At 72.3% G+C, this 12,749-nt stretch carries 11 protein-coding genes; 5 read left to right on the top strand and 6 right to left on the bottom strand.

Features of this window, described 5'->3' with window-relative positions; translation table 11 throughout:
* Window positions 1–39 precede the first annotated feature (39 nt).
* Window positions 40–546, top strand: a complete 507-nt coding sequence (locus H1226_RS26990; RefSeq protein ID WP_258344109.1) for a hypothetical protein — start codon at window positions 40–42, stop codon at window positions 544–546.
* Window positions 547–592: 46 nt separating this feature from the next.
* Here the strand turns inward: H1226_RS26990 and H1226_RS26995 are convergent, their stop codons facing one another.
* The gene (locus tag H1226_RS26995) at window positions 593–976 is read right to left on the bottom strand and encodes a sterol carrier family protein (RefSeq protein ID WP_224958013.1); all 384 of its coding nucleotides are present in this window, start codon (window positions 974–976) and stop codon (window positions 593–595) included.
* Window positions 977–1,497: 521 nt separating this feature from the next.
* Between H1226_RS26995 and H1226_RS27000 the strand changes: the two genes are divergently transcribed.
* Complete coding sequence (locus H1226_RS27000; protein WP_373689995.1) at window positions 1,498–2,130, top strand: serine hydrolase domain-containing protein; 633 nt, start codon at window positions 1,498–1,500, stop codon at window positions 2,128–2,130.
* A 44-nt stretch (window positions 2,131–2,174) separates the two neighbouring features.
* On the opposite strand, the gene H1226_RS27005 is transcribed toward H1226_RS27000, so the two are convergent.
* The 3 genes from H1226_RS27005 to H1226_RS27015 form a co-directional block, all read right to left on the bottom strand.
* On the bottom strand, window positions 2,175–2,996 hold the full coding sequence (locus tag H1226_RS27005) for a helix-turn-helix domain-containing protein (RefSeq protein ID WP_258344110.1): 822 nt from the start codon (window positions 2,994–2,996) through the stop codon (window positions 2,175–2,177).
* A gap of 264 nt (window positions 2,997–3,260) precedes the next feature.
* On the bottom strand, window positions 3,261–4,445 hold the full coding sequence (locus H1226_RS27010) for a S8 family peptidase (protein ID WP_258344111.1): 1,185 nt from the start codon (window positions 4,443–4,445) through the stop codon (window positions 3,261–3,263).
* Between the two features lie 559 nt (window positions 4,446–5,004).
* Window positions 5,005–5,442: a PRC-barrel domain-containing protein gene (locus H1226_RS27015; RefSeq protein ID WP_224958019.1), complete on the bottom strand. Its 438-nt coding sequence runs from the start codon at window positions 5,440–5,442 to the stop codon at window positions 5,005–5,007.
* A gap of 338 nt (window positions 5,443–5,780) precedes the next feature.
* On the opposite strand from H1226_RS27015, the gene H1226_RS27020 reads away from it, so the two are divergent.
* From H1226_RS27020 to H1226_RS27030, 3 genes are all read left to right on the top strand, one after another.
* Entirely contained in the window at window positions 5,781–6,368 is a 588-nt protein-coding gene (locus H1226_RS27020) for a type VII secretion system-associated protein (RefSeq protein ID WP_258344112.1), read from the top strand.
* Between the two features lie 69 nt (window positions 6,369–6,437).
* Window positions 6,438–8,312, top strand: a complete 1,875-nt coding sequence (locus H1226_RS27025; protein ID WP_224958023.1) for a glycoside hydrolase family 15 protein — start codon at window positions 6,438–6,440, stop codon at window positions 8,310–8,312.
* Window positions 8,309–9,352: a glucose 1-dehydrogenase gene (locus H1226_RS27030; RefSeq protein WP_224958025.1), complete on the top strand. Its 1,044-nt coding sequence runs from the start codon at window positions 8,309–8,311 to the stop codon at window positions 9,350–9,352. The genes H1226_RS27025 and H1226_RS27030 overlap by 4 nt, the downstream gene beginning before the upstream one ends.
* A 63-nt stretch (window positions 9,353–9,415) precedes the next feature.
* On the opposite strand, the gene H1226_RS27035 is transcribed toward H1226_RS27030, so the two are convergent.
* Window positions 9,416–10,078: a DUF4232 domain-containing protein gene (locus H1226_RS27035; protein ID WP_258344122.1), complete on the bottom strand. Its 663-nt coding sequence runs from the start codon at window positions 10,076–10,078 to the stop codon at window positions 9,416–9,418.
* Window positions 10,079–10,256: 178 nt separating this feature from the next.
* The gene (locus tag H1226_RS27040; protein WP_258344132.1) at window positions 10,257–12,368 is read right to left on the bottom strand and encodes a putative bifunctional diguanylate cyclase/phosphodiesterase; all 2,112 of its coding nucleotides are present in this window, start codon (window positions 12,366–12,368) and stop codon (window positions 10,257–10,259) included.
* Window positions 12,369–12,749: the final 381 nt, after the last annotated feature.

The raw sequence follows: 12,749 nt of genomic DNA on the forward strand, positions 1-12,749 counted from the left end.
CGGGCCGAGCTCCCCGGGACTGCGGCTAGAAACGTCGCCATGACCTCACGCGCCGACAGCGCCCGGGCCGAGCACATCGCCTCGGTGCTGCGCGAACGGATCTACGGCTCCATCGCCTGCCTGAGCACGCTGCTGGTGCTCGTGCGGCATCCCGGCGAGCACGTGGAGCCGTGGACGGCGGTGCTGGACGTGGTGGTGGCCACGGGCGGGCTGTGGGCGGCGAGCCTGCTCTCCGAGTACGTCGCGCACCTCGCCGTGCGGGAAGTGGTGGCGGAACCGCTGCACCCGGCGCGGATGCTGCGCGCCTCCGGGCAGATCCTGCAGGCCGCGGTGCTGCCGGTGCTGCTGCTGGCCGGCTCGGCGCTGGGCCGGGTGCCGTTCGCGGTGGCGACGTGGACGAGCATCTGGTTCCTGGTCGCCACGATGGGCGTGTTCGCGGTGCTCGCGGTGCGGCGCACGCGGCTGCCGTGGTGGAAGCGCGCGGTGCTGGTGCTGGTGCTCATCGGGCTGGGCCTGCTGGTCGTGCTGCTGAAGTCGGCGCACTGACCGAGGACTCACTGGTGCTGCACAACAAGAGCCGGAAAGAATTCGGTCAGGACGCGCGCACCAGCGGGAGCCACGCGGTCAGGTCGGCCCGGGACCCGGAGGCGCTGACCCGGCCGTCCTCGACCGCGGTGGCGAAGTCCAGCTCACCGGTGGCCAGCAGCAGCCAGGTGCGCGGATCGGTCTCGATCACGTTCGGCGGGGTGCCGCGGGTGTGCTCGGGGCCTGCGACGCACTGCACGGCGGCGTACGGCGGCACCCGCACCTCGACGGTGCGGCCGGGCGCGATCTCCTCCAAGGTGCGCAGGCTCGACCGGACCGCGGCCGCGGTCTCCGCGCGCGCCGGGCGCCGCGCCTCGTCGGCCAGCCACGGGGCGACCGCGTCGATCGCCGCGCGCAGTTCGTGCGGGTCGACCCGCCGACGTGGAGGCATGCGGCCAGCTTAGGACTCGCCCGGAGCTCTTCCCGAGCCCGCACCGCTGGGCCGACCGGGCGAAACCCCGGCCGGTTCCGGCCGAACGGGCCGGAGGCGCACCGCGCCGTCCCTAGGCTCCAGCTCTGCTGTCGGAGGGGACGCACCGGACGGGCGCGGCCCCTGCTGGGGACGGCACCATCCGCTGAGGGGAACCGGAATGAGCAGCATTCGCACCGCCCGCCGAGCGGCGCTCACCGCCGTGGTCGTCACCGCCCTGGTGGGCACCGCCGCGCAAGCCGCGCCACCGGACGTCCAGGACGTGCTCAACGCCTACCAGGCGCAGACCGGCCCGGGCGCCGGCGTGCACGGCGGGGACCCGGCCGGGAGCTGGGAGCTGAGCGCGGGCACCGCCCAGGTGGGCACCGCCCGGCCGCTGCGGTCCACCGACCACTTCCGCGCCTACAGCCAGACCAAGACCTTCACCGCCACCACCGGCCGGACTGCCCGATCCGCGACCGGGGCCGGACGGGACCTACTCGTTGGAATCCCTGGTGCGCGCGGGGCTGAGCAGTCCGCCGGTGCACGAGCCCGGCGGGGAGTTCGTGTACGCCAACACGAACTACCTGGTGCTCGGCATGCTCATCGAGCGGATCACCGGCGAGCCGGTGGGCACCGCCCTCACCGAGCGGATCATCCGGCCGCTGGGGCTGGCGGACACCACGTACCCCGCGGCGGGCGACCGGTCCGTGCCGGAACCGCGGATCAACGGGTACCGCGGCGGGCGGGTGCCGCCGTTCGACCTGTGGTTCGACGTCACGACGAACTCGGAGCCGTCCCGGTCCGCGACCTCCGGCGCGATCATCTCCACGCAGCGGGACCTGGTGCGGTTCTACCGGGCGCTGCTCGACGGCGAGCTCACCTCGTCCGCCGCGCTCGCCGAGATGAAGCGGACGGTGCCGATCCCGGAGGGCGGCGGCAACGCGGCCGGCCTCGGGCTGATCAGCAGGCCGCTGGCCTGCGGCGGGGCGGCGTGGGGGCACAGCGGTTCCGGCGAGGGCTACCTCTCGCTCACCGAGGTGACCGAGGACGGCAGGAACGCCTCGGTGCTGACCAACGCGCAGATCGACTCGCCGCTGCTGGCGGAGGTGACCGGTTCGGCGTTGTGCGGCTGATCCGCCGCGGCCCGTTCGCCGGACGCGGCGGGCGGGCCGTCCGGTCAGAGCCAGCCGAGCTTGACGGCCTGCATCCCCGCCTGGAACCGGGTTTCGACGCCGAGTCGGGCGATCAGTTCGCGCACCCGCCGGTGGGCGGTGCGGGCGCTGAAGCCCATCAGCCTGCCGATCGTGTCGTCGGTGGCGCCGGAGGCCAGCAGCGACAGGATCCAGCGCTCCTCCTCGGAGGGCTGGTCGTCGCCGACGAGCCGTTCCTGCTCGGAGGTGAACGGGGCGGCGAACCGCCACATGTCCTCGAAGATGCGCATCACCGCGACGAGCATGGCGGAGCTGCGGATCACCACCGCGCTCTCGACCGTGTGCTCCGTGGTGGTCAGCGGCAGCAGCGCCACCTCGTTGTCCACCACGATCATCTTCGTCGGCGCCACGTGCACCACGCGGGCCTGTTCGCCGAGCGCCACCAGCCGCGAGGTCAGCTCCAGCTGCGGGGAGCGGGCGAGCGCCGAGCGGTCGTAGAGCACCTGGTAGGCGACGCCCTCGGCGAGCTTGCGGGATTCCAGCGAGTCCAGCGATCCGGTGGCGGCGTAGGGCGGTTTCGCGACGCCCTGCACGAGTTCGGTGGCGCTGCGCTGGAGTTCGTAGGCGGCCCAGCCGACGCGGCGGGCCCCGTGCACGACCTGGAGCACTCCGCCCGAGCCGCCCGCCTGGGCCTTGGCCGCGCGGGCGACGGAAACGACGGCTTCGCGCGCTTCGACCTGGGAGCGCACCGCGCGTTCCGCGTCGGTCGCCGCGGGCCTGGTCCGGCCGGGCAGCTCCGACGTGGTCGGTTGTGCGCGCTCAGGCGCCTCGGTGTATCCGGATAACACGGCACACCCCTTCGTGACGTGCCTTCGCGGGCGGGGCCCAGTCGATCTTGGTCTGGACCAGTTCCGCGAGAGGCAGCGAGCGGCCCCCTCGATCGATACCGTAACCAGCTTGAGATCGTCCCGGGAACCCACTTTTGCCGTAGGGCACCGCTCAACCTTTGTCGAACACCATTCGGCGGTCGCGGCCCCTCCGCTGAACGTGCCAACCCGCGGCGCGCACCGGTCCCCGCCTCCGGCGCGGAGGCGGGGACCGGTCCGATCAACTCACAGCTCGCCGGTCTGCAGCAGGTCGGCGATCGTGCCGGACGGGGCGCCGCCGATGACGTCCGCCGACGCGGAACCCTGCAACCCGCTGATCACGTCCGCGGGCGCGGCGCCCGCGTTCGCCGCCAGGTGCAGCGCCGCGACCCCGGCCACGTGCGGGCTGGCCATCGAGGTGCCGCTGAACGTCGCGGTCCCGCCACCGGGCGCGAGCGACACGATGTCCACGCCGGGGGCGTAACCCTCGACGGTGGCGCCGAAGTTGGTGAACTCGGCGGAGGCGTCGGTCTCGTCGGAGGCCGCCGTGGTGAACACGCCTTCCGCGCTGGCCGGGGAGACGTTCTCGGCGTCCTGCGCCTCGTTGCCCGCCGCGACCGCGAGGAACACGCCCTCGTCGACCAGGCCCGTGGCGGCCTCGTCGAGCGCCGGATCCTTGCTGCCGCCCAGCGACAGGTTCGCCACCGCGGGACCGTCGGCGTCCTGGGCGACCCAGTCCAGCCCGGCGATGATGTCCGCGGTGGTGCCGCTGCCGTTGTCGTCGAGGACCTTCACCCCGACCAGGTCGGCGCCCTTGGCCACGCCGTAGGTCGCGGACCCGATGGTGCCCGCCACGTGGGTGCCGTGGCCGTGCCCGTCGGCACCGTCTCCGCCGGTCGCGTCGAAGCCGATCGACGCGCGGCCCTCGAAGTCCGGATGGGTCGGGTCGATGCCGGTGTCGACGATGTAGGCCGTCACGCCCGCACCGGTGCCGTTCGGCGCGTAGTTCCCGTCGAGCGGCAGGTTCGGCTGGTCCAGCCGGTCCAGGCCCCACGAACCGACCTCGGCGGGCCGCTGCGGCTGCTCGACCTGGATGCGGAAGTTCTGCGACACGCCTTCCACGTCGTGGCTCGCGCGCACCGCCCGCAGCTGCTCGGGGGTCAGCTCCGCGGAGAACCCGGTCAGGCTGTGCGTGTAGAGGTGGTCGGTGCGCACGCCGAGCTCGGCGGCGACCGCGGCCGGGTCCTGCCCGTCCTGGAGGTCGACGACGTAGGAGTCGGCGGCGCCGTCCGCGGACAGCACCGCCGCTTCGGGGTGCAAGGTCAGCGGGGCGAGCGCCGGTGCCGCGAACGCCGGTGCCCCAGCGAACACGAGCGCGGCCGCGGTGATTCCCGCTCCGGCCAACCTGCTTCGGGAGAGCATTTTCGTCATGGTCCCTCTTCCTTCAGCGCCGCCCGGGTGAGGCCGAACGGCGATCTGATGGTGCAAAACGGAACGTAAGCCACGGGGACAAGCGGATTTGCGCACTTGGCGATTAGTGGTCAAACCCTTGCGCGGACGTGGGAGCACCATTCAACGGCGCAGGCCGGAAAATCGTCAACACCCTTCCCACCTGCGACTTCAATCCCCGTTCGACGCTCAGCGCACCGCATTCGCCATTTCCCCGAATTGGTTCGCAAGACTGGCGGCGCACCGGCGAGCGGATGAGCCGGCGAGCACGCAGCGCGCAGAATGGGCGGCGGGGAGCGGCCCGTTCACCCCGATGGCGGCACGAATCGGCCCCCGGCGGCGGTCTCGAAAAGGAGATCTCCCCGCTCGTTGCGCCGTTCGGGGAGATCTCGGAAGAATGCGCTGCGCGGTCCCGGGAACGGAGTGCATTTCCCAGCGGGTGGACGCGTCACACCTCGGATCGCGCCGGGATGGCGCCGGGAACGCGCCCGGAACCGCACCGGATCCGCACCGGATTCCGCTCCGGGATCGCGCCCGGGGATCAGGTCGCGGCGACCCAGCGGCGGAGCTTGAGCCGCACCGCCTCCACGTACTCCTGCGGCAGCTCGCCCTCCGCGACGACCTGGTCCGCGTCCGGCGCGGCCGGTTCGGCGGGGGCCACCCCGTACTCCAGGCCGTAGTACAGGTACAGCGCGTGCTCCTGCTCCAGCAGCAGGTCGCCGTCGTCGAGCCGCACGTGCGGCGCGTGGCGCACCGTGTCCTTGAGCACCGAGACGGTGAGCGTGTCCCCGTCGAACGCGGCGCCCTCCAGCGGGACGAAGCTCTCGTTGGTGCCGAACAGGCCGGTCTGCACGGTGATCCACGCGGGTTGTTCGGTGGTCTCGTCGAGGAACAGCTGCCCGACGATGCCGATGCGGTGCCCCGCCGGGTCGAAGACCTCGCACCCGAACAGGTGCAGTGCTTCCCGCTGACCGATCATGCCGACCGCCTCCCCGAACTCGCCGCCCGCCCAGTCTGCCCCGCCCGCGACCGGACCGGCACCTCGGAAAGATGGATCCGCGACCAGCGTCACCGGTCCCGGAACATCGCCGGAACCCCTTGCCGCGGCGGCGAATCCGTGATCGGCGACCGCGCGACCCGGCACCGTCCTGCCGGGATGGACGGACCCGCCAGGTGATCCACCCGGCACCGGCCGGTAGAACTGGGAGGCTCGATGGGTACACCTCGCACGGGCGGGGAACCCGCGGGATCGGCGACGATCGCGCCGGCCGCGTCCGGTCGAGCTCCACCACCCAGCCGACGAAGGACGCCAGCGCCATGTCAGAGCAACCCGACCGCCCCGGACCGCCGCCGATCACCGACGAGATGCGGGAGCAGGCCAGGCAGACTCCGAACAGCTGGCTCTACATCGTCGACCCCGGTTACCAGGAGTCCGGGGACGACGTGCCGCCGGAAGGCGTCGTGGGCGCCTTCCACATCGACGCGGACGGCGAGATCGACCCGGAGTTCCAGTACAACGACGAGTACGAGCCCTCGGATCTCACCTTCGCGCTGCCCGAACCGGTGAACGAGCTGGAGCGGGTGCTGCACCGCATCGCCACCGGCGAGGCCCCCGACACCGAGCTGGCGCCCGCGGTGCTCGCCGCCGAAGTGCTGCTCTACGACCCGGAGGACGGCGCGGGCGAACCGGCCGTCTACGTCGCCGAGCTGGACGACGGCAGCCAGCTGGTCCCCGCCTGCACCTCGGCGGAGCGGGTGCCGGAGAGCTGGCCCGGTTCCCGCCGCGTGGCCGGGGGCGACCTGCCCGCGCTGCTGGACGGCCTGGACCTGGGGCTGAACCTGGACGACGCGGTGCGCGCCGTCATCCCGCACCACGTCCTCGTGGACACGGCGGCCCCCAACTGACCGCCCGCCCCGGGACGACCGCCGCCGCGGAGGTGGTCGTCCGGGGCGTCGATGCCTAGCCTCGGCCAGGTGAGCGATCAACCCGTCGGCCCGCCCGGCCCCATCGAGCACTACGCCCTGCTGTCCGATCTGCGCACCGCGGCGCTCGTGGGCGTCGACGGTTCGGTGGACTGGCTGTGCCTGCCGCGCTTCGACTCGCCGTCCTGCTTCAGCCGCCTGCTCGGCGACGGCCGCGACGGGCACTGGCAGATCGTCCCGGACGAACCGGTGCGCGAGGTGCGGCGCCGCTACCGGGACAACTCGCTGGTGCTGGAGACCGAGTTCCACACCGACGGCGGCGTGCTCCGGCTGGTCGACAGCATGCCGCCGCACGAGAAGAACCAGCACGACCCGCCGTGCCTGGTGCGGATGGTGGAAGGTGTCTCCGGCGAGGTCGACGTGCGGCTGCGCTGGATCGTGCGCTTCGCCTACGGCGACTCGGTGCCGTGGGTGCGGCACGTGCGGCAGGCCGAGCCGGAACCCGACGAGTACATCCTGGCGATCGCCGGCCCGCACACCGCGGTGCTGCGCGGTGACCTGCTGCCGCAGCGGGTTCCGCACGAGCGCGCCCACGAGCTGGTGTTCACCGTGAGCGAGGGGCAGCGCCGCTCGTGGGTGATGCAGTGGTCCAGCGACCACGAGACGGTCCCGCCGCCGATGGACCCGGTGCAGGAGACGCAGGACAGCGCGGACTTCTGGCACGAGTGGACCGAGAAGATCGACTACTCCGGCCCGCACGCGGCGGCCGTGTACCGGTCGCTGGCCACGCTCAAGGCGCTCACCTACGCCCCCACCGGCGGCATCATCGCCGCCCCCACCACCTCGCTGCCGGAGGCGTTCGGCGGCAACCGGAACTGGGACTACCGCTACTGCTGGCTGCGGGACGCGACGCTGGTGCTGCTGGCGCTGGACAACTTCGGCTGCTCCGCGGAGGCGGCGGCGTGGCGGCGCTGGCTGGTGCGCGCCGTGGCGGGCGATCCGGCGGGCGTGCAGATCATGTACGGCGTGGACGGGGAGCGGCACCTGCTGGAGTGGGAGGTGGACTGGCTCGCCGGCTACCAGGGCGCGCAGCCGGTGCGCGTCGGCAACGGCGCGTTCCGCCAGCAGCAGCTCGACGTGTACGGCGAGGTGATGGACGCGCTGCACCTGGCCCGGGAGCGCGGGGTCGCGGAGAACGCCGACACCTGGGCGTTGCAGCGCGGCATGCTCCGGCACCTGGCGACGATCTGGCAGCAGCCGGACAAGGGCCTGTGGGAGGTGCGCGGACCGGACCGGCACTTCACCCATTCCCGGGTGATGGTGTGGGTGGCGTTCGACCGCGCCGTGCGGGCCGCCGAGGAGGACGGGCTGCCGGGCCCGGTGGAGCACTGGCGGGAGCTGCGCGACGAGGTGCACGCGGAGGTGCTGGCCAAGGGCTGGAACCCGGAGCTGGGCGCGTTCACCCAGTACTACGGCGGGACCACGGTGGACGCGGCGACGCTGCTCATCCCCTCGGTGGGCTTCCTGCCCGGCGACGACGAACGGGTGCGCAGCACGATCCGGGTGGTGGAGCGGGAGCTGCGCCGCGGCGTGCTGGTGGACCGGTACACGACGGGCGAGGACACCAACGAGGTCGACGGGCTCAGCGGCCGCGAGGGCTCGTTCCTGGCGTGCTCGTTCTGGCTGGTGGACGCGCTGGCGCTGAGCGGGCGGCGGGACGAGGCGGTGGCCATGTTCGACGAGCTCGTGGCGCTCGCCAACGACGTGGGGCTGTACGCCGAGGAGTTCGACGTCCACTCCGGACGGTTCACCGGGAACTTCCCGCAGGCGTTCAGCCACTTGGCGCTGGTCAATTCGGCCGCGGTCCTCCACGGCGGGCACACTCGGGGCGAGTCGAGCAGGCGCAACGGGAAGGATTCGCGGTGAAGGCGGCGACGGTGGTACCGGGAGAACCGGATTCGGTTGCGGTCTCCGAACTCCCGGAGCCCACGCCGGGCCCGGGCGAACTGCTGGTGGACGGCCTGCTGGTCGGGTCGTGCGCGACGGACCACGACGTGGCGCACGCGTCGCACGGGGCGCTGCCGCCCGGCCGGGACCGGATGGTGCTGTTCCACGAATCGCTGGGCCGGGTGCGGTACGCGCCCGCGATCAGCGGGTTCAGCGAGGGCGACCTGGTGGTGGGCGTGGTGCGCCGCCCCGATCCGCACCCGTGCCCGGCGTGCGCGGCGGGCCAGTGGGACTTCTGCCTGAACGGCGAGTTCACCGAGTGCGGCATCAAGGAGCTGGACGGGTTCGGCGCGCAGCGCTGGACCATCGAACCCCGCTTCGCGATCAAGGTGCCCGCCCGGTTGGGCGACCGCGGGGTGCTGACCGAACCGGCGTCGGTGGTGGCGAAGGCCTGGGAGCAGGCCGAGCTGATCGGCCGCCGCGCCTACTACGCGCCGCGGCACGCGCTGGTCACCGGCGCGGGGGCGATCGGGCTGCTGGGGGCGCTGCTGGGCGTGCAGCGCGGGCTGGACGTGCACGTGCTGGACCAGGTGACCGACGGGCCGAAGCCGGAGCTGGTGCGGCGGCTGGGCGCGACGTACCACACCTCGATGGACGACCTGGGCTGCGAACCGGACGTGGTGATCGAGGCGACCGGCGCCGGCGAGGTGGTGTTCGAGGTGCTGCGCCGCACCGCCCGGAACGCGATCACGGTGCTCACCGGCATCGCCGGGCACGACCGGACGCTGCCGGTCCCGGCCGGCGCGATCAACGACGAGCTGGTGCTGGACAACGACGTGGTGGTGGGCAGCGTGAACGCGAACCTGCGGCACTACCAGCAGGCGGTGCGGTCGCTGTCCGACGCGGACCAGGACTGGCTGGCCGACCTGATCACCCGCCGGGTTCCGCTGGACGACTGGCCGCAGGCCCTGGACCGGAAGCCGGACGACGTGAAACCGGTGGTCGACCTGCAGGTCTGACCCCGGGAACGCGACGAGCCCGCGCCGACCTCCGGCGCGGGCTCGCGGTGTTCGCGGTGCGGATCAGAACGCGACGACGCCCTGCGGCGACGACTGGAGGGTGCCGATCTGCATGCTCTTGACCGCCAGCTCCAGGGTGCCGCTCTCGCCGTTGAGGTCCTTCACGTCGACGTTCGCCTCGCCCTGCATGTCGGTGGGCTCGGCGGTGAAGCCGGAGGCGACCGGGGCGTCCGGGTCGGACTTCTCGGCGCTCACGATCTTCACGCCGGAGAAGGCGCTCTTGCCGGGCTCCAGGGTGAGGTTCTGGTCCGGGCCGGGCTCGTTGACGTTCTCGGAGGGCGCGTCGATCTTCTCGCCGGCCATGTTGGTCGGCGTGACGTCGGCCCAGCCGCCGAGCTCGCAGGACTTGTCGGAGGTGTTCTCCATCTGGAGCAGGAACATCTTGGTGCTGCCCGCGTCGGAGGGCTGCGCCTGCATGGTGAACGCGAAGTCCTCCGCCGAGCAGTTGGAGGCGGAGATGTCGTCGTGCGTGCCGCTGGCGTGGTCGTCGGTGGGGGCGAGGTCGGAGCCCATGCCCTCCTGCCCGGCCGAAGGCGCGAGGTCGGACCCCATGCCTTCCTGGCCCACCGCGGCGTTCGACGCCGCCGGGCCGCCGCAACCGGCGAGCAGCAGCGCACCGCCGACCAGTGCCGCCGCCGTGGTAGCCGTACGAGTCCGCTTCAACATCAGTTCCGAACCTTCCCCTCAGGTGTGCGCCGGTGTCCCCCCGCGCTTCTCTACTCGTAAGACGTCCACCCGCTCGGCGAGTTGCGCATCCGATCGAAAAAATTCGAATCACCCGGCGAACTTCCCGGTTCGCGCAGGTGAGCGGCTCGGACCGGCCGAAGAGGACGGTGCGGAACCGTCACACGTGGTCGGCGATGAACGCTCGGATGCGCTCCGGGGAGCAGGGGCGGGCGAAGAAGTAGCCCTGCCCGGTCTCGCAGCCGATCTCCGCCATCCGCCGCGCCTGGGCGTGCGTCTCGACGCCTTCGGCGGTGACGGTGAGCCCGAGGGTGTGCGCGAGGTCCACGAGGGTGCCGACGATGCGGGCGTCCACCGGATCGGCCTTCTCCGGGTCGCGCAGCCCGGACATGAACGAACCGGCGATCTTCAGCTCGTGCACCGGCAGGTGCCGCAGGTAGGCGAGGTTCGAGTAGCCGGTGCCGAAGTCGTCGATGGCGATCCGCACGCCCATCTTCGTCAGCGCCCACAGCGTTTCGATGGGTTCGTCGGCGGTGCCCATCACCGCGCTCTCGGTGAGCTCCAGCTGCAGCCGGGACGGGTCGAGGTCGGTCTCGCGCAGGATCGTCTCCACGTCGGAGGCGAGGTTGGGGTCGCGGGACTGCCGCACGGCGAGGTTGACGCTGACGAACGGGGCCGCGTCGCCGAACTCGTCCTGCCACTCCTTCGCCTGCTTGCACGCCTGCCGCAGCACCCAGCGGCCCAGCGGCACGATCAGCCCGGTCTCCTCGGCGAGCGCGATGAACCGGTCCGGGCCGAGCCTGCCGAGGTCGGGGTGCCACCAGCGGGCGAGGGCTTCGACGCCGACGACGCCGTACTCACGCAGCCCCACCAGCGGCTGGTACTCGACGTAGAACTCCTCGCGCTCCAGCGCGGCGGGCATGGTCGCCGACAGCCGGTACTGGGCGACTTCGGTGGCGTTGCGGTCCGGGTCGAACAACGCCCACTGGCCCTTGCCCTCGGCCTTGGCCCAGTACAGCGTGACGTCGGCATCGCGCATGAGCTCGGCGGCGCTCTGGCCGTGCACGGGGCGTTCGACGATGCCGATGCTGGCGGAGACGGACAGCTCGTGGCCACCGATGCGGATGGGCTCGACGAGGGCGTCGAGGATCTCGTCGGCGATCTCGATGGCCTGCTCGGTGCTCGCGGAGTCCTCGATGAGGATGACGAACTCGTCGCCGCCCATCCGGGCGACCAGGCGGTCCTCGCCGTGCACGGACATCGCGAGCCGCTCGGACACCGCGACGAGCAGGGCGTCGCCGACGTGGTGGCCGAGGCTGTCGTTGATGACCTTGAACCCGTCCAGGTCCATGTAGCAGAGCGCGACCCGCTCGCCGTCCTGCTTGGTGCGCATCGCGGAGGTCAGCCGCTCCATGAACAGCGCCCGGTTCGGCAGCCCGGTCAGCGGGTCGTGCATCGCCTGGTGGCGCAACCGGTCCTGGAGGAGCTTGCGGTCGGTGACGTCCTCGATCATCGCGACCTGGTACAGCGGCATGCCGTCCTCACCGCGCACCAGCGAGACGATCACGTCGGTCCAGGCGCGGCCGCCGTCGGGGCGGGTGAACTGCTTCTCCACCCGGTACTGGTCGCGCTCGCCGCGGACGAGCTCCTCGTAGAGCCGCCAGAAGCCCTCGGAGTCGGCGGGGTGCAGCAGGTCGTGCGTGGTCATCCGCTTCAGCTCCTCGGTGGGGCGCCCGAGGATGCGCCGCAGCGAGGAGTTGACCTCCAGGACCTGCCCGGCCATGTCCGCGATGCAGATGCCGATGGCGGCTTCGGCGAAGATCGCCCGGAACCGGGCCTCGCTGGTGCGCAGGGCCTGTTCGACGGCGTCGCGCGCGTCGAGCACGGCCTGCCGGATGGCTTCCTGCTCGTCGAGGGTGCGCTTGCGGGCGGCCTGGACGAACCCGGTGCACAGCGAGCCCTGCAGCGCGGCGATGCGCCGCCGCCAGCCGGGCCCGTCGTCGAGGTGCAGCACGTCGAGGAACTGGTCGCCGATCAGGTCGATGGTGCGGGCGAGCGAGTCGGCGCTGGTGAAGTGCACGGCCACCAGGTCGTCGCCGACGTCCTGCGCGGCGGCCGGGTCGAACGGGTCGGAGAGCAGCGATTCGACCAGGCGCTCGGTGCAGCCGAGCAGGCGGCCTTCGACTTCGGCGCTGGTCATGGGCACGTAACTGGTGCCCATCAAGGTCTGCGCCCAGACCGCCGCGAACCGCCTGCGGTCCGTTCTGCTCACCGCCGGCTCCGTTTCCCGGGTGTTCGGGACCGGCGTGGTCCACCCCGTCATGCCCGTGGCGCCCCTCCACTCGTCCGTCGTCGGTTCGCCCCCTCGGCCGTGGCCCGCCGGTCAGGTGCCCCGATTGCGCCCGGTGCCCGGTTCGTCCTTCGGTGGCCCGGTTGTGCCTGGTGAAGCGGGTCCCTGGAGCATACGACCGGTGGCGCTGAGCGGTCGAACCCGCATTCCCGCCCACCCAGGGTAGCCATCCGTGTCGATCCGGCAGGCCAGCAGGCCCGGCGACGGGCCGGGCCGAGGTGCCGTTCACCCGACGGTCGGGTCGGGAGCGGTCAAAACATGCGGATTCCCCTCACTCCGGCTGAGATGTCGCTCGACGTGACC

It is taken from the genome of Saccharopolyspora gregorii (genome assembly GCF_024734405.1).
GTDB classification, from domain to species: Bacteria; Actinomycetota; Actinomycetes; order Mycobacteriales; family Pseudonocardiaceae; genus Saccharopolyspora_C; species Saccharopolyspora_C gregorii.